Source organism: Barnesiella viscericola DSM 18177, assembly GCF_000512915.1.
GTDB lineage: Bacteria > Bacteroidota > Bacteroidia > Bacteroidales > Barnesiellaceae > Barnesiella > Barnesiella viscericola.
In genome coordinates, this window is sequence record NZ_CP007034.1 from 736,655 (window position 1) to 754,817 (window position 18,163).

The following is an 18,163-nucleotide window of genomic DNA, read 5'->3' on the forward strand; positions in this document are numbered from 1 at the left end:
TATTTTATTAATTAAAATGAAACATTCAGACCAAATATGAACGAACGGGCGTGCGGGAACGAACTCATATCTACACCCGGACGCAGACCGTCGAAGGCAAAAGAGTCGACCTCAGGGTCGTAACCGCTATACTTGGTAATCAGGAAGGCGTTCTTGACCGAGGCAAACACGTTGATCGAGTTGAAGCCGATTTTCCGCATCAAGGACTTGGGCAAGGTGTAGGCCAATGTAATATCGGAACAACGCAAGAAGCTGGCATCCTCGACATAGCGGTCGAGTACGGCCGGTGTAGGCAACGTGTAGTTCACACGCGGATAGGTGTTCGACTGGTTTTCGGCCGTCCAGGCACCCAGGAACGCCTCGGTACGCAAGTTGCCGCCCGTGCGGTTGGGAATAGCCTGGTAACGCAGGTTGGTGTTGATAAGGTCTTTGCCATATACCCCGTTGAACTGTGCCGACAGGCTGATGCCCCTCCACGTAAAGCTGGTGTGGAAACCGTAGGTAAAGTCGGGATTGGGGTCGCCGATAATCACCCGGTCGTCGGTATTGATCACCCCATCGCCATTTTGGTCAATAATCTTGATATCACCGGCCTGGGGAGCTCCACCCGTACTCAAATCCTGAGTCACGTTATAGGAACCTCCGTTGGCAGGCAGGTCGGACTCTTGTACGATACCGTCGGTTTCATAGCCGAAGAAGAGGCCTGGAGCATGCCCTACCCAGAAGAGGTGAGCGTTGCCGAAGTGGTTGCCCAGCGAGTTACCTTCGTAGGCCAAGATGTCCTTGTAGATACCGAAATCACCACGCGATACACCCAGGTCCATAATCTTGGCATTGTTCTTACCGATGTTACCTCCAAAGGTCCAGGTAAAGTCTTTCGTCTGTATAATATCGGCGTCCAGGCTGAATTCGACACCCTGGTTACGCATGTTACCCGAGTTGTAATAGATGGTCGAGTAACCGGCCGAGGGGGGCAGAATACGCGAGATAAGCAGGTCTTTCGTCTGTTTGTTGTAGAAGTCCAACGTACCTCTGAAACGGTTCTTGAACACGCCGAAGTCGAGACCTACGTTCCACGACTCGGTCGTCTCCCAGGTGAGGCCTTCGTTTTGCAACTTGTCCACAGCCATGGCCAGCACCTTGTCGCCCGTGGCGTTGGCATAGTCGATTATCTGACTGTAATTGTAGAAACTGCTGTACGGGTCGATGGCCGAGTTACCGGTCTGACCGTAACCCACTCTCACCTTCAACTGGTCGAGCCACTCGACATTGTCCTTAATGAAATCTTCCTGCTCCATGCGCCAGGCCAGCGAGAACGAGGGGAAGTAGGCCCAGCGGTGCCCCTTGGCAAAGCGGCTCGAACCATCGGCACGGAACGAAGCAGTGGCCAGATAGCGACCTTCGAGGAACGACAAATTGACACGGCCCAGATACGAAAGCAACTGATAGTCGCGCTGTACAGGCTCGAGATACGAAATGCGCTCGGCCATGTGCAAACCGTCAATACCGAAACTCATGTTGGAGAACTGACGACCCTGGATTCGCTTGTTCAAATAGTTGTAATCGTCATAAGTAATAGCCGCCGTGGCATCGAGGTCGAGCAGCTGGTCGAAGGTCTGGTGATAGTTCAACATATTCTCGACCGTAATGTTGTACTGGCTCAAATCGGTGATACCCAGCGAACCTTTATCGTTATTACCCCGGAAAGTCTCCGTACCAAACCAACGGGCACGATACTCGTCGCGCAAGTTTCCACCGGTACGCAGGCTATATGTAAGTCCTTTCCAGATGTTCCATTTCAAGTCCATCGAAGCGCGGAAGGCATTTTCGTTCGTCTGGTCGTCATAATCGTTCAACCAGCTGAACACCGTAATACGCTTCTCCATACCGTTGGTACCGCTCAACGAGGGGTCGTCGGCCGGGTACTCGAACGGCTGCGACGTAATGGCCGTTACCGATACCGAACCTTGGGCACCACCGTTGGCGTTGCTACCCGACATCATGTCGTTCTTTTTGATAGACCCACTCAACGACAAGTCGACCGATACCCGTTTCGAAAGGTCCATCGACAAGTTGGCGCGCAGGTCACCCTGTTGCAAGCCGGTCTGTTTTACAATACCATTGATGTTTTTGAAAGCAGCCGATACGAAATAGCGCACCTTATCTGAACCGCCGTTTACCGATACTGAATAGTTTTGCGAGAAAGCCGTGCGATAGATTTCGCGTTGCCAGTCGCGCTCTTGCAGCACCCGGTATGATTCAGGATCGTTTGCATCGTATTTACCACCCGAGAAGATATAACGCACCTCGTTGCCTTCCTTGAAGAACTGGCGGTCGTCGGGACCCGACTGGGCGTTGCGGTAGTCGGCATAATCGCTCAGGTTCAACATGTCGTACAAACGTGTAGCATTGGCCACCGTAAAGTTGGCGTTGACCGTTACCCGAGGCTTGCCCGTTTTACCTTTCTTGGTGGTGATAAGGATTACACCATTGGCACCACGCGACCCGTAGATGGCCGTAGCCGAAGCATCTTTCAAAATCTCGATGCTCTCGATGTCCGAGGGGTTCAAGCTGCTCAACGGGTCGGCGGCCGTCTGATAATCGTCGTCGCCGAATGCCGAAGCGGCAAACTCGCCGGTCGAGGCTTGGGGAATATTGTCGATTACATACAAAGGCTGGTTATCGCCACGCAACGAACTGGCACCACGTATCGTAATTGACGAGGCGGCACCCGGTGTCGCACTGGTAGTTCCTACCACCAGACCGGCCACCTTGCCTTGCAACAAGTTGTCGACCGAGAGGCTCGTGGCAGCATCGCGTTCATCGGGACGAAGCGAAGCAATAGCTCCCGTCACATCGCTCTTCTTCACGCTACCGTAACCCACCACAACTACCTCATCGAGCAGCTGGGCATTATCACTCATTCTCACATTGACCACCGTGCGATTGCCCACGGTAACCTCTTGTTTCTCATAACCGATATACGAGAACACCAGTACGGCATTCTTATCACTTACGGTTATCGTATAGTTTCCGTCTAAGTCGGTCGACGTCGCTTTCGACGTACCTTTCACCTGCACGGTTACCCCCATCAGGGCCTCTTTCCCGTCGCTTACATTACCCTTTATCGTGATATTTTGCGCATACAAAAGGTGCATGCCCAGCAAAAATACCGTCAAAACAGACAATGCTCTTTTGAAAATATTTCTTCCCATTGAATCTATATAATAATTAATTGACTATTTAACTCGAAACTTAAAAACATCGGTCCCTTCGGTCGTCCGTACCTGTGCGATATAGATACCCGACAGCAGGCCATCGGTCCGCATCGAGTGCTGTGAACCCGATGCCTTTTCGTCGCGCAGCATCATGCCCGAGACCGAATAGAGCGCGACCCGCAGCAGTTCGGCATCAGAGACCGAAGCTACCACAATCTGACGTGCCTGCTCGTCATAGACGAGTTTGGTCTGTTGCGGATTCTCCCGGGTCAGTTCGGGCAAAGCCGATACCTCGGTAGAGGTGATGAGGGTATCGACATTAGCCGAGATTACCAGGTTGGCAGCCCGTATCAGACTCAGCGGGTCGGATACCGACACGTCGTTACCCATATCGAAATACATTACCGTGCCGCTGTTCTGCTCGAGAATGAAATTCATCTTGTCCTTTACACAATCCACTCCGTTGAAGGTAAAGGTCGACCCCGACATTGTAGCCGTATTCTGGTCGGTAGTCAGGTCGGGATTGGCGGCCACAATATTCTTGTAACCCGATACCGTACTGCCCGTGCTGGCCGTCGTGGGGAACGACATGCCTATCTTCTCCTTGGGAAATCCCCACGAAATGAAATTGTTGTAAGCCGATACGTAGTTGTCGTAAGCAAACCAGGTAACTGCCGGTCCGTAAATCTGGAAAGTATAGTAATCGGGCATCTTGATGTACTTGGTCGGCAAATAGTAGGCTACCGGGTGCAGCGACACACTGAACACCTTGTCGGAGGGAATGGCTTCGCGCAACTGCTCCACCATGGGGCCGTAGCCGGTATTCCATCGGCTGTCCCCGCTATACAGCCACTCGAAGTCGATGTCTATACCATCGCAATAGGGCAACAGCTCCTTCACATCGGCTACCAGTTGTTCACGCCAGGCAGCTTCCGATATATGCGACAGCCATACCTTGTTTCCACTATCGTCCTTGTCCGACGAGATAAGACCGATACGAATCTTGTAGCCGCGATAGCCCTCGTACATCTTGCGAATCTCGCCCAGCATCTCTTTCCAGCTGCGGGTATCCTTGCCGGGATTCTCGGCATCGTCGAATTTCCAGTAGGACAACAGGTAGATGGCACCGTCGCCACCCCCGGGGAAGGTCAGGTCGACCGACGTTCCTTCGGCATCTTGTGCCACCTTGTTGGCATCACGGGAGTTACCCCAAACCATTACCTCGTCGATATACCCCTTGAAATTCTCACCCACCACGGCATCGGCCGTCGTGCTCAGGAAGGTAAAGTCGTCGTCGGCATCGGTCGTCGAGATTCTTGTAGAATATGCCTGTGTGGCCCCGCTGTTGGTATAAAGCCGAACACGAGCCTGTGCACGTCCCGTAGACGAAACGATGGCCACGGCAATGTGCTCCCAACCGTCGGCTTTCAACGCATTTTCAAAATTGTAGGTATAACCGTTCACCACCACGAGCAGCTCTTTTTTCGACTCGTCGCCCAGCTTTATGGCCAGTTGGTGGTTGTCGTCGCTCTTGTTGAAGATAGCGGCATCGGCACTCCACTCCTCGATGTTGATCCAAGCCTCGATGGTACCATAGTTCAATGTAGGCAATCCCAGGTTGGCATTCAGCACCTTGTCGCCCACATGCATGCCGGCACCTTCGCCATTGAACCGAACCACACCGTTGCGGCCTTCGTAGCTGCTCTCATAAGAAGCATTTTCCAAGGTTCCCTGATTGTCGGGATAAGTCATCGTAATCTCGCCCGTGTAGCCCGACACCTGTCCGTCGAGGAAGATGACATCGTTGGTGAGCAGGTGCATGTCGCGATCGATCTGCACGCGGTCGCTGTGACGCACAAACGACGAATAGCCCGACACGACCCGATATTTGAAATAGTCGTTGTCGGTCACGGCCTCGCGGGTTACATTCACCGGCGTGCCGTGATGTGCCAGTTTGTAGTCGACGATATCGTCGCACTGGTCCTGATCGAATTTATAGTAAACTAACAGATTGTCGTATTTGGGGTGAAACTTATTCACCGTGTTGCGGAACATCAGGTTCTCGGGCTCGTCACCCGGCATCTCGGTATTCCAGAAACGGAACTCATCGATACGGCCTTTGAAACGCTCGCCGATGACAAAAGGCGACTCCGAGGCAGGAATCACCGCTCCCGACGCATTGGCTTTCCAAGCCTTCACGCCGTTGGTCCACACGTCGATACCGTTGGCAAAGGCCGAGATGGTCAACTGAGTCCACTCGCCCACCGGCAATTCGGTTGTGGCCGTTATCTCTTGTGCTCCGGTCTTATAGATAAGCTCACCGGTACTGCCCAGGCGCAGAGAGAACTCCTCGTCACCACTGCCCCGTTTAAATACATAGGCATTCTCCACCCACTCCGATGGATTCACCAAAAACTGTATGGCATACAAATCCAGATTATCGAGGTCCTGGATAGTTCCACAATCCACCTGTCCGTCACCGTTAAAGCGCAAGGCCAAGTTGGTTGTCTGCGAAACCGCCGACCCGGCATATAAGATGCCTAAGAAGAAAAGCAACAAAAACTTGGTTTTCATGTTATTCTATTTAGGGGGTATGTGTAGAAAAAAAGAGACAAATGAAAGCCGGGGATATGAATCCCCGGTTTCATATAAGGTGATTGATCTAGAATCAAAGAACGACTTTCGAGGTCTTGTCGCCGTATTTTACGACGTAAACCCCTTGATTCATGGGAACCTCCATGAACGAATCATTTACTTGGATCGTCTTGACCAAGGATCCGGTAATCGAGTAGATATAAACCGTCGAACCCTGTTCCATCTCGTTGAGATAGATGTTCTGACGATCCCAGGCCACAAAACCTTGGGCCGACTCAACTCCTTCTACGGCCGAGGAGACAGGAGAACCGTCGGGAGTATCCCAACCCTCAGAGTTCGGATCAAGTTCAGGACACTCGGTCGAAGGATTGGCTGTGAACTTGATTGAGGCGATGTAGATAGCCCGGCCATTGGCATGAGCCTGAGGTATTGAATACTTAATACGTAAAGGGATTTGGTCTGAACCTACTACCGTACTGATATCCAAGTCATAAATTACCGGCCACCATTTGGTATCGATGGGTGAATAAGTTGTTTTCTCGGGCAAAGGTATATTGGAATTCGATCCACCATAATTATAAATGGCTACCTTGTAGTCGCTGGTAACACCTCCTACAACTTTCGATACAAATTGGAAACGCACGGGCGTATTCACCGGGAAATCACTGGTGGTGAACATGTTCACGTTCACATAACCACCCAAGGCATCGGCAGCTTCCAGGTCGGGTTCTTCGGTACTGCCGTTACCTTTAATCAGCAGCATGTTGCCATACTCCGAAGCCACGATGTGACAGCCTTTGTTGAACCCGGCCACGCTGGCGTTGTCGTTTTTCACCTGACCACCGGTGAGAACAACCGTACCCGTAGCTTTCAAGTCGGCCTCAGGGAACGGAGTGGCCGGATTGGAACCATTGGAAGAGTAATGTACAAACTCATACGGGCCCTCTGGTTGAGCCGCAAAATTCAAGTGTGCGGGAGTTACATCTTCGTCGGCTGCCCACATGCAATTCATCGACACTAACAATGAAAAAGATAAAGATAATACTTTTGTTTTCATACGCAAGAATTAAGAATTTAGATGAATAAAATGTTGTGTTTTTACGATTACAAATATAGAGAGGCCCCCTTCAAAAGGAGGTCCAAAATCGTCTAAACAATGTTTGAAATCATCTAATTAAAACCTTACAACCTATTGATTCAAGGGGAGTAACAACTTTTCAAGCCGTTCACTTGTTCTTGTGCTGCTCCCTATACTCGCGGGGTGTGAGCGAGGTAAACTGCTTGAAGCTGGTGCTAAAATAGCGGGCGTTGGAAAAGCCTGCTTTTTCGGCCACCTCGGCTACCGGCCAATCGGTCTCGGCCAGCAACTGCATGGCCTGCTCGATTCGCATACGATTAATCAAGTCGTTTACCCCCAAACCGGTCAGAGCCTTCACCTTATTATATAAGGAGGCTCGGCTCATACCCAGCTCGACGGTCAAATATTTCACGTCCAAATCGGGATTTCCCATATTGTCCTGTATCAATTTATTGAGTTTCAACAAAAATTGTTCGTCGGCATTGCTGAATGTCTGGTCTTTGGGCACGATGGTCACCGGACCGGCATTCCTGTAATAGCTCTTGATCTGCTCGCGGTTCCACAACAGATTGCGAATGATGGCAAGCAACACATCGTCGTCGAAGGGCTTCGACAGGTAAAAGTCGGCTCCCAGCTTGTAGCCTGCCGACTGGCTCTCGGGATTGTCGCGGGCCGTCAGCAAGATGACCGGGATATGGCTTATCTGTATGTCGCTCTTCAACAACCGGCAGAATTCGAAGCCGTCCATGCGGGGCATCATGATGTCGCAAATAACCAGATCGGGCTGATACTGATGCACCATCATGAGACCGTCTTTCCCGTCGTCGGCCGTGTAGATTTGCTTGAACACATCGGCAAACGAACTCTTCACAAACGACTGTATCTCTTTCTCGTCGTCGATAATCAGAATCGAATACTCCTTCAACGGGAAATCTTTTTCCGACACGGCCGGCTCGGTCACATTCTCGGCAAACTGAATGTTGTTCAGATACATGCCCGGGGCACATACCACCTCTTCATCTTGATGCGAGAGAGGCAACTCGAACCAGAAGGTGGCCCCCCTCGTTTCGTTATTATAGGCGCCAATCTCCCCACCGTGCAGTTCGAGCAACGTTTTGGAATAGGACAAACCTATACCGCTGCCGCTCAACCGGTGCTCACCCTGATAGAAGCGGGTAAACAGGTGAGAAAAGTCACTCTCGTTCAATCCGATACCTTCGTCGGTTACCAATACCCTCACCCGCTCGTCACGCACCTCGGTCGAGACACGCACGGTGGTCGCCTCGTCGCTGAATTTCAACGCATTCATCAACAAGTTGGAGAGTACGATTTCGCACTTGTCCTTGTCGAACGAGATGCTCTCGATACGTTCGTCGGGAACAAAATCCAAGTTTATCTTCTTGGCCTTGAACTCCTCGGTAAAATCGTCGACAATCGATTCAACCCACGCATTGAACGGGTGGGACGACAAGTGCAAAGCCTCATACCCCACCTCCATGCGCCGCATATCCAGCACCATGTTGATGATGCTGCGCATACGGCGAGCTTGCTTGAATATCTGGGTCAGTTGCGTTTTCAGCGGCTCATCGACCATCTCATGCCGCAACAGCCGTTTCAGCGGGGCATAAATGAGGGTAAGCGGCGTGCGCAACTCATGACTTACGTTGATGAGGAAACGCACTTTGTCTTCATACACCTTGCGCTCCCGCTCCTTCATTTCGAGCTGCATGCGGTCGTTTTTCTTTTTAATGGTGTAGACCATTGCCAAAACATACATGACAATCACGGCAACCACCATCAGCACAATAAACCACGGTGTCTTCCACCAGGGCGGCACAACCTCGATTTGCAGAATACACTGCGAGGGGCTCCACCCACCATCGGCCGTACTGCATGATGCCATCACCCGATAGGAGCCTACGGGCAGGGAATAGAGGGTGAGCGTGTGGTCATACGATTCGATGGCAGAACGCCCCAACCCCTGTATGTCGAAGCGAAACATCTTCTTGCGGAAAATATCTTTCTCGCGCACCATCGTTTTCAACGTCAGCGAGGTATAGTTCCAGGGTATGCGTATCGACTGGTCACTGGCATCGATTCGGTTCATCACGGTCTTACCGTCGAGATCGACATCAGACAGCAACACAACGGGAGTCACCGACGACTTGTACTGCTTGAACCTTTCACGATCGATACGCAGCAAGCCCGAGATGCCACCCATATAAATATCCTTCCCGTCACGGGAAATCAAAGTCGATTTATGCAGATACTCATTGGGCACCGCACCATCTGAATCTCCATAAATGAAAATGCGGTCTTCCTGAATCGAATAGCGGAAAAGCAACCCGTCGGCACCCAGCCACAGACTGCGATCGGCATAGGCTACCGAGGTAACCTCGCGGAACATGTTGGTCTTGACGGCTCGCAATGCCCGGTTAGGCACATCATAATACAACAGGCCCTTATCGGTACCAATCCAGAAGTTTCCCCGATCGTCGCAGCAGGCGGCATTAATCTGATAGCGATAGCCGAGCGACAGCAGGCTCTCGGCCTCGTTGGTCGCATGGTCGAGCCTCAGAATATAATTGTGCCCGAAAAGATAGGTAAAATCCTTATTGGAATAAAAACGCTGTACGGCCCCGTAATAGCGAGTGGAATCGGCTACCCGAACCGATGAGAAAGAGTTGCGCTGCTTGTCGTAGGTATAAATCCTGTCGGCAAAGAAATGAATCTTGTCGGTATCGAAACAGTCGACATTGACCGATATGCCCGAATGAATCACCTCTTCGTTGCGGCGCGGGTCGAGGAAGACAAAGGGGCGCAAGTTGCCCGTGCGCTTGTCGAAAATGTAGAGCCCGCGGGAGAAGAAATACATGAGCAGCTCGTGGTCGCTGTACCGGGTAATCGAAGCTACCTTGGCCCCAAACGTATTCGGATAATGGGTAAAGGTGTGTGTCGAGGGATCAAGCCGATTCAAGCCACCACCATCGGTACCGAGCCACACCACACCCCCATCGTCCTCATAGAGGCACAACACGGTTTTGTCGCTCATGCCATAGCGGTTGCCGGGCGACACATCGCGATAGGTGCGCATGAACACCTCCTTGATACCGAACAGTCCGCCCCGTATGGTACCCGCCCACATGTTGCCGTCGCGGTCGCGGTAGAGGCTGAAGACCGAACTGAACGGGAAGGAGTAGACATCGCCCGGCACGTACCGGATATTGGAAAAGGTGTTGTTGATGCTATTCAAAATGCTGATGCCTCCACCATCGGTAGCCAACCACAACTGGTTGTCATTCTCCTCGATGTCGAGTATCACATCGTTGGTCAGAGCCGAGTTGGATACATCGTAGTGAGTGCGTACCCGACCTCCCGAGCCATATCGGTCTATTCCTTTTCCGTAAGGAGAAATCCACAGGTTGCCCTGGCGGTCGACCTCCATTGCCATAATCTCCTTCTCCCGGCAGAAGTCGGGACGGTCAATCACACCGGTCTGCCGATCGAGCAACCACAACCCGTTCCACCGCGACGAAAGCACCCAATAGCGTTCGTTCCAGCGAGCCATGCGGTTAAAGAATGCCCGCGACGGTTCTTTCCACCGCAATGCCACCGTGTCGAGAGTGGACTCTTCATAGCTCCATCGGTAAATGACACCCCGGCCTCCCAGGTAAAGACCGTCGTCGGCCAACATGTAGGAGTGAGCCTGCAAAATCTTATCGTTCCAATAAACCGGCTGAAAATCATCATACTCGCGCCGGTAGACACACATACCCCGGTCGGTCGAAATCCAGATGTGATTTTGCTCATCTTCCACAATAAAGTGTATGAGATTGCCCGGCAGCGAATTGGACGAGTCGGGAACAGCCGTATAATTCTTGAATTCGTAGTAATCAAAACGACTTACCCCCGATTTCGTACCAATCCACAGGAAGCCTTTGTGGTCGAGAATAATCGTGCGTACCGAATTTTGAGGGAGACCGTCGCGTTGCGAGAGCTGTTTAAAATAGAAATCGGATGCCGCCCCGGCCATGAAGCAGCCCCATATCACGCTACATAAAAAGATACAAATATGTAGTTTGCTCTTTCCCATTCAATTCACGAAAAACTAATCAAATATGGCACAACAGATTACCGATTTCTGACCCTGCAATAAAAACAGATCGGCCTACTCTGCGGCTCAACAAAAGACGGCTGTTCAAATATCCTCTTTCGATGGATTACTGTACTCTCTCTCAATGCGTATCCATTCATGGGAACAGGAGCTACTGATTTTCATCATATTGATTGCCTGCCGGATACTGCTATCTCGACAAAGATAAACATATTTCTAATTTCTCAGACATATTTCCAATTTTTTTTCAATCTTCTCTCCTCCCCCCGGTAACCCACATGTGATACACCCTGTTATTCGTCCATCTCACGATACGAATCTCACAAAATCTTTTTACCTTTGTCTTACGGAATCATTCAAACTCCTTGTCGATATGATTATCTTCAACACCACCTACCATGCCGACAACGCCCGCAAAGACGAGTTCATCGGCTGGCTCAAAGAGTCGTACATACCTACCGTGCTGGAACACGGCCTGTTGCAAGAACCTCAGTTGACCCGCATCTTTGCCGACAACGAAGAGGAGGGCACCAGCCTGTCGCTCCAATTCAAGTCGCCCGATACCCAGGCGCTGGAACGCTGGCACGAAGAGTGCGGCGAAGCATTGCTGGCCGAGATGCAGAAGCGGTTCGGCGACCAAGTATTGGGATTCAGTACGCTGCTCGAAGTAATCGATTTATAAATGACACCCGAGAACGACAGAGTCATCATAGGCATCGACCCCGGCACCAACGTCATGGGGTATGGCATCTTGCGCATCGTGGGCAACAAACCCGAGGTGGTGGCCCTGGGGGTAATCCAGCTCAACAAATTCGAGAGCCACTACCTGCGGTTGCGCCGCATCTTTGAGCGGGTTCTCTCGCTCATCGAGCAGTACCTCCCCGACGAGATGGCCATCGAGGCCCCCTTCTTCGGCAAAAACGTGCAGTCGATGCTCAAACTCGGCCGGGCCCAGGGGGTAGCCATGGCGGCCGCCCTCTCGCGCGACATACCCATCACCGAGTATGCTCCCCTCAAAATCAAGATGTCGATTACCGGTAACGGCGGTGCCTCGAAAGAGCAAGTGGCCGCCATGCTGCAACGCATTCTCCATATCCCCGACGAGAACATGCTGCCCCAACTCGATGCAACCGACGGACTTGCCGCCGCGCTCTGCCACTTCTACCAGACCAACCGCCCCCAGGTGGCCAAGAGCTACAACAGCTGGAAAGACTTTATCAACAAAAATCCCGACAAGGTATCGATGGGAAAGAAGCCGCTCGACAAATAAGCGTGGCTCCTCACGTCATTCTATCCACATACGGCAGAAAATTTGATTATATTTTCTGCAATTCTCCCCAAAAAACAGAATATTTCACTACTGCTTCCTCCCCAAACAGGAAAGGAATCGAGCAAAGCAACCGATAAATAAACTTATCTTTGTAAGCGACAAAATGCCGTGTGACCATCTCCGGTCGGGAAACCTCGGCTTCGGCTGTTTGCACGACACCTTTTATATATAACAGGGAACGACCCGGCAATCGCCCCAAGAAGAAACGGGATTGGCACTTGCACCGGTCGTCGCCGCTTATTATCTTTACACCATATGCCATACATTTGTGATATGACTACGCTGCAACAACTGCTTGACCAACGCATTCTCGTGCTCGACGGAGCCATGGGAACCATGATACAACGCTACGGACTGGGCGAAAAGGAGTTCCGGGGCGAACGCTTTGCCCTCGCCGACGTGGAACTGAAAGGCAACAACGACCTGCTGTGCCTCACCGCTCCACACGTCATCGACGAGATACACCGGGCCTACCTCGAAGCCGGGGCCGACATCATCGAGACCAATACCTTCAATGCCAACGCCATATCGATGGCCGACTACCGGCTCGAAGGGTATGTGAGCGAAATCAACCTCGCGGCGGCCCGCCTTGCCCGGCAGGCGGCCGACGACTACACGACCCCGCAGCGGCCCCGCTTCGTGGCAGGATCGGTGGGCCCCACGAACAAGAGTTGTTCCATGTCACCCGACGTGGAGAATCCCGCCCTGCGCAGCCTGCACTTCGACACCCTCGCCGAGGCTTACCGCGAACAGATGACGGCGCTTATCGAAGGGGGGGTAGACCTGCTGCTCATCGAGACCATCTTCGATACCCTCAACGCCAAGGCGGCGCTGTGGGGAGCCCGGCAGGCCATGGAGTCGGCCGGACGGGAAGTCCCCGTCGTGCTGTCGGTCACGGTCACCGAGAGCGGACGTACCCTCTCGGGACAAACGCTCGAAGCCTTCCTCACCTCGGTATCGCACGCCCCGCTCCTGGCCGTGGGTCTCAACTGCTCGTTCGGTGCCCGCGACATGAAGCCCTGGTTGCAACGACTGGCGGCCATCGCTCCCTGCTACGTGAGTGCCTACCCCAACGCCGGGCTGCCCAACCAGTTGGGCGAATACGACGAGACACCCCAGTCAATGGCCGTACAGATTAAAGAGTTTATCGACGAAGGGCTGGTCAACATCGTGGGCGGGTGTTGCGGCACCACCCCCGAGCATATCGCCGCCTACCGCTCGCTGGTAGCCGGAGCCTCGCCGCGTCGCCCGGTGCCCAGGGACCCGCGTCTGCATCTGTGCGGACTCGACGATCTGGTGGTCTCGCGCGAGAACAATTTCGTCAACATCGGCGAACGGTGCAACGTGGCCGGTTCGCGCAAGTTCCTGCGGCTCATTCACGAAAAGAACTACGCCGAAGCCCTCGACATCGCCCGACAGCAGGTCGAGGCCGGCGCCCAGATTATCGACATCAACATGGACGATGCCATGCTCGATGCCCGCGACGAGATGGTCAACTTCCTGAACCTCGTCGTCTCCGACCCCGACATCTACCGCGTCCCCGTAATGATCGACTCGTCGAAATGGGAGGTCATCTCGGCCGCCCTCCGATGCCTGCAAGGCAAGGCCATCGTCAACTCCATCAGCCTCAAAGAGGGCGAAGAGCTGTTTCTGCAACACGCCCGCGAAATCAAGCAGATGGGGGCGGCCATGGTGGTCATGGCGTTCGACGAGCAGGGACAGGCCGATACCTACGAACGCAAAATCGAGGTGTGTGCTCGCGCCTACCGTCTGCTCACCGAGGTGGCCGGCGTAGCTCCCTGCGACATCATCTTCGACCCCAACGTGCTGGCCATCGCCACCGGCATCGAGAGTCACGACAACTATGCCGTGGACTTTATCAGGGCGACCGAGTGGATTCACCAACACCTGCCGGGAGCCAAGGTGAGCGGCGGGGTAAGCAACCTCTCCTTCTCCTTCCGCGGCAACAACTACATACGCGAGGCGATGCACGCCGTCTTCCTCTACCACGCCATCGGCAAGGGGCTCGACATGGCCATCGTCAACCCGGCCACTTCGGTCACCTACGACGACCTGCCGGCCGATACGCTCACCCTCATCGAGGACGTGGTGCTGAACCGCCGTCCCGACGCCACCGAACGGCTTATCGAGTTTGCCGCCCGCCATCGGGCCGAAGCGACCGTCCCGTCGACCGACTCCCCGACCGACCGCCGTAGCCAACCCGTGACCGACCGTCTGCGACAGGCACTCGTCAAGGGCGTGTCGACCCACCTCGAAGAAGATCTGGCCGAAGCGGTGGCCCAATACGGCTCGGCCATCGCCGTCATCGAACAGCCCCTCATGGAGGGTATGAACCGCGTGGGGCAACTCTTCGGCGAGGGAAAGATGTTCCTCCCCCAAGTGGTCAAGAGTGCCCGCACCATGAAGCAAGCCGTAGCAATCCTGCAACCCCTCATCGAGCAGGAGAATGCCCGCACGGGCGAAACCTCCAAACGGGGCAAATTCATCGTGGCCACAGTCAAGGGCGACGTGCACGACATCGGCAAAAACATCGTCTCCGTGATTCTCGCCTGCAACAATTTCGAAGTGATAGACCTGGGCGTGATGGTCCCGGCCGAACGGATTGTCGAACGGGCCATTGCCGAACAGGCCGATTTCGTAGGACTGAGCGGTCTCATCACCCCCTCGCTCGAAGAGATGGGCCACGTCGTGAGCGAGATGGAGAAGGCAGGTCTGCGCACCCCCGTCATCATCGGCGGGGCCACCACCTCGCGCCTCCACACGGCGGTAAAGATTGCCCCACGGTACAGCGGACCGGTCATTCACGCCGGCGACGCTTCGCAAAATCCGCTCATCGCCGCCCAACTGCTCAACCCACAGACTCGCCAGACCTTTATCAACTCGCTGCAAGCCGAGCAGGAGGCTCTGCGCCGCTCGATGAAACCGGCCGATACCCTGTCTCTGGCCGAGGCCGAGCAGCGGGCTCCCCGCATCGACTGGACCGGCTACACGGCTCCCCGCCCCCGGCAACCGGGCCGCCACACGGTCAGTCCCACCCTCACGGAGATTCGCCCCTACATTAACTGGCGAGCCTTCTTTGCCGTGTGGAAGATAGGGGCACAATATGCCGCCATAGCCGACATGCGGGGCTGCGACCACTGCCGGGCTGCCTGGCTGGCCGCATTCCCCACGGCCGAACGGGCCAAGGCTACCGAGGCCATGCAACTCTACAAAGAGGCCAACCGACTGCTCGACACCCTCGAACGCGAGAACAACGACTCGCCGAGAGGTGTCTACCTGCTGGCCGAGGCTTCGACCCGCGGCAACCTCATACGCCTGCAACTGCCCGAAGGCGGGGTGCTCGAAATACCCTGTCTGCGCCAACAGGTGCGCAAACCCGAAGCCGATGCCTGCTATTACTCCCTGAGCGATTTCATACGCCCCGAAGAGGCGGGTGAACCCGACTACGTGGGTCTCTTCGCCATCACGGCCGGAGGCGACATACAACGCCGCATCGAGCGGCTGCGGCTTGCGGGCGACGACTACAACGCCCTGTTGCTGCAATCGCTGGCCGACCGCCTGGCCGAAGCGGCCTCGGAGTGGCTGCACCTGCACGTGCGGCGCGAGCTGTGGGGGTATGCCCCCGATGAACCTGCGCTCGGCCTGCCGGCACTCCTGGCGGGCGACTACCGGGGCATTCGTCCGGCCGTAGGCTACCCCTCTCTGCCCGACCACTCCCTCTTCTTCGACTGGAACCGGGCCCTCGACCTCGGCCAAATCGAGATTACCCTTACCGAGAACGGAGCCATGTATCCCAATGCCTCGACGGCCGGCCTCTACATCGCTCACCCCGAAGCCCGCTATTTCCACATCGGCCACATCGCCCCCGACCAGCGCGAACGGTATGCCCGCCAGCGGGGTCTCACCCTCGACGAGACGGGCAAGTGGCTCTCGGTATAGCCGTGAACCAAACGGCCGTTGTGATTGTTATATCCATAACAGACCGCTCATCACAACGACTATGACACACCATCGATTGGAGATTCTCCTCCTCGGGATTTTCACCGGTCTTGCCTCCCTGCAAGCGCAGGAGGGCGTGGACCGGATTGCCGCACGGCTCGACTCGATAACGAACTACCGGGCCACGTTCTCCTATTTCGTCACGCTGCCCATCACCGACTCCGACATCGAATATCGGGCCCGACTCGATTACCGTCGCGAACCGGCCGACACGCTGTGCGGATACAGTTACCTCGTCGACTACAAGGCCGAGAACGACACCTGCCCCTACTCCAATTTCGCCGCCTACTCCCAGGGCGACTGCTTCCGCTTCGACCGCAACCGGCTGCGCGAATACCACAACGAGAGCAACCCCGAGCCCTTTGCCCGGCACGGGAACTACCCCGGGATTCATCGCTCGGGGCTCTTCGCAGAACTCTTCCCGGCCGAGATTGCTCGCCAACTGCGGGAGTACCGACAACGGCCCGACTGCCGGGTACAGTTTTTCCCCGACACGCTCGTGCAGGGGACCCGCTGCAACGCCATATTCGTGACCGACTCAGTGCGGGGTGAGGTGGCCCGCACGCTCCTGTACGCCTTCGCTCCCAACGGACTACCCCTCTATCGCGAGACCGAAAACAATCCCGGACACCTGGGTTCGCAGACCGTCATCGTACGCTATGAATCGAGCGATACCCATACCTCGTTCCCTCCCGACCACTTCGACGAATCGCACCTGCTTCAAACCTACGGAGAGGTGTTTCGCCTGTACCGCGAAGGCGACTTCGCCGCCCGCGACCGGGTGGGACAAATGGCACCTCCGTTCTCCCTGCCCTGGGGCGAACACCGCTTCGCCTCAACCCAACTGAAAGGGCAGCCCGCTCTGCTCCTCTTTCTCGACGACCGAGGCGAATTTTGCACCCCCGTACGCCGCATGGCCGAGGAGCTGTCGTTACAGGAAAGGCTCACCCTAGTCTTTCTCTATGCCGGACAACAGCCCGGCTCCTCCCTCAACCCGGCCGGAGCCATCGTATTGGAACAGACAGCCAAGACCGCCGGGGCTTATGGGGTAACCGGCTACCCCACCCTCTTTCTGCTCGACCCCGAAGGGATTATCCGTTACGTCAAGGTAGGATACACCCCCTCGTTGACCGAAGAGGTGCGACAAGCCATCGGGCAGATGCAAACCTCTCACACCCATCGTCCTCCACAATAAAAAACATTTATACATTCACTACAATGGAAACAACCGCATTCAAAGGCACCCCCGTACACACCTGCGGGCACCTGCCCCACACCGGGAGCCAAGCTCCCCGGTTCACCCTCACCCGAGGCGACTTGACCGAACTGCGCAGCGAAGAGCTGAAAGGCCGGCGCATCGTCCTGAACATCTTCCCCAGCCTCGACACGGCCGTCTGCGCCACCTCGGTACGCAAGTTCAACCAACTGGCCGCCTCACTCGACAACACGACCGTCGTAGCCGTGTCGAAAGACCTCCCCTTCGCCCAGTCGCGCTTCTGCACCACCGAGGGCATCGAGAACCTCATCGCCGCCTCGGCCTTCCGCTCGCCCGAGTTTGCCCGGGAATATGGCGTCGAAATGGTCAACGGCCCCCTGGCCGGACTGCTGGCCCGCGCCGTCGTAATCATCGACGGAACCGGCCGGATAATCTATACCGAACTCGTGCCCGAGATTACCCACGAACCCAACTACGAAGCCGCCCTCAAAGCGCTGAAATAACATAAAAACGCTGTGAATTCCAAAGACCGACATCAAGTAGTATGAGCTTGATGCCGGTCTGTTTTTACGATCTTCTTCTATCTTTTTCT

At 54.8% G+C, this 18,163-nt stretch carries 10 protein-coding genes; 5 read left to right on the top strand and 5 right to left on the bottom strand.

The annotated features are described in order from the left end of the window. Window positions 1-11 precede the first annotated feature (11 nt). From BARVI_RS02955 to BARVI_RS02970, 4 genes are all read right to left on the bottom strand, one after another. Window positions 12-3,215 (bottom strand): SusC/RagA family TonB-linked outer membrane protein, encoded by a 3,204-nt coding sequence (locus BARVI_RS02955; RefSeq protein WP_025277796.1) that lies wholly within the window; start codon window positions 3,213-3,215, stop codon window positions 12-14. Window positions 3,216-3,239: 24 nt separating this feature from the next. Then, window positions 3,240-5,792, bottom strand: a complete 2,553-nt coding sequence (locus BARVI_RS02960) for a LamG-like jellyroll fold domain-containing protein (protein WP_025277797.1) — start codon at window positions 5,790-5,792, stop codon at window positions 3,240-3,242. Window positions 5,793-5,886: 94 nt separating this feature from the next. Then, window positions 5,887-6,870 (bottom strand): hypothetical protein, encoded by a 984-nt coding sequence (locus BARVI_RS12875; RefSeq protein WP_198015982.1) that lies wholly within the window; start codon window positions 6,868-6,870, stop codon window positions 5,887-5,889. 169 nt (window positions 6,871-7,039) lie between these two features. Then, entirely contained in the window at window positions 7,040-10,984 is a 3,945-nt protein-coding gene (locus tag BARVI_RS02970) for a two-component regulator propeller domain-containing protein (RefSeq protein WP_038534252.1), read from the bottom strand. Between the two features lie 394 nt (window positions 10,985-11,378). Between BARVI_RS02970 and BARVI_RS02975 the strand changes: the two genes are divergently transcribed. Beyond that, window positions 11,379-11,687: a DUF4286 family protein gene (locus BARVI_RS02975; protein ID WP_025277800.1), complete on the top strand. Its 309-nt coding sequence runs from the start codon at window positions 11,379-11,381 to the stop codon at window positions 11,685-11,687. Continuing rightward, window positions 11,688-12,275 carry a crossover junction endodeoxyribonuclease RuvC gene (gene ruvC / locus BARVI_RS02980; protein ID WP_025277801.1) on the top strand — a complete coding sequence of 196 codons (588 nt, stop codon included), beginning with the start codon at window positions 11,688-11,690 and terminating at the stop codon, window positions 12,273-12,275. Window positions 12,276-12,321: 46 nt separating this feature from the next. Here ruvC and BARVI_RS02985 read toward each other — a convergent pair whose 3' ends face one another. Next, window positions 12,322-12,597, bottom strand: a complete 276-nt coding sequence (locus BARVI_RS02985) for a hypothetical protein (RefSeq protein ID WP_025277802.1) — start codon at window positions 12,595-12,597, stop codon at window positions 12,322-12,324. Window positions 12,598-12,608: 11 nt separating this feature from the next. On the opposite strand from BARVI_RS02985, the gene metH reads away from it, so the two are divergent. The 3 genes from metH to tpx all read left to right on the top strand — a co-directional run bounded on the left by metH (window position 12,609) and on the right by tpx (window position 18,074). Next, the gene (metH, locus tag BARVI_RS02990; RefSeq protein ID WP_025277803.1) at window positions 12,609-16,295 is read left to right on the top strand and encodes a methionine synthase; all 3,687 of its coding nucleotides are present in this window, start codon (window positions 12,609-12,611) and stop codon (window positions 16,293-16,295) included. A gap of 61 nt (window positions 16,296-16,356) precedes the next feature. After that, window positions 16,357-17,550, top strand: coding sequence for a hypothetical protein (locus BARVI_RS02995; protein WP_157232505.1), 1,194 nt, complete (start codon window positions 16,357-16,359; stop codon window positions 17,548-17,550). Between the two features lie 23 nt (window positions 17,551-17,573). Further along, entirely contained in the window at window positions 17,574-18,074 is a 501-nt protein-coding gene (tpx, locus tag BARVI_RS03000; protein ID WP_025277805.1) for a thiol peroxidase, read from the top strand. Window positions 18,075-18,163 lie beyond the last annotated feature (89 nt).

What these genes read in the sequence shown, in the direction of transcription:
- BARVI_RS02955 (WP_025277796.1), bottom strand. Translation starts at nt 3,215, where the DNA reads ATGGGAAGAAATATTTTCAAAAGAGCATTGTCTGTTTTGACGGTATTT.
- BARVI_RS02960 (WP_025277797.1), bottom strand. Translation starts at nt 5,792, where the DNA reads ATGAAAACCAAGTTTTTGTTGCTTTTCTTCTTAGGCATCTTATATGCC.
- BARVI_RS12875 (WP_198015982.1), bottom strand. Translation starts at nt 6,870, where the DNA reads ATGAAAACAAAAGTATTATCTTTATCTTTTTCATTGTTAGTGTCGATG.
- BARVI_RS02970 (WP_038534252.1), bottom strand. Translation starts at nt 10,984, where the DNA reads ATGGGAAAGAGCAAACTACATATTTGTATCTTTTTATGTAGCGTGATA.
- BARVI_RS02975 (WP_025277800.1), top strand. Translation starts at nt 11,379, where the DNA reads ATGATTATCTTCAACACCACCTACCATGCCGACAACGCCCGCAAAGAC.
- ruvC (WP_025277801.1), top strand. Translation starts at nt 11,688, where the DNA reads ATGACACCCGAGAACGACAGAGTCATCATAGGCATCGACCCCGGCACC.
- BARVI_RS02985 (WP_025277802.1), bottom strand. Translation starts at nt 12,597, where the DNA reads ATGGCATATGGTGTAAAGATAATAAGCGGCGACGACCGGTGCAAGTGC.
- metH (WP_025277803.1), top strand. Translation starts at nt 12,609, where the DNA reads ATGACTACGCTGCAACAACTGCTTGACCAACGCATTCTCGTGCTCGAC.
- BARVI_RS02995 (WP_157232505.1), top strand. Translation starts at nt 16,357, where the DNA reads ATGACACACCATCGATTGGAGATTCTCCTCCTCGGGATTTTCACCGGT.
- tpx (WP_025277805.1), top strand. Translation starts at nt 17,574, where the DNA reads ATGGAAACAACCGCATTCAAAGGCACCCCCGTACACACCTGCGGGCAC.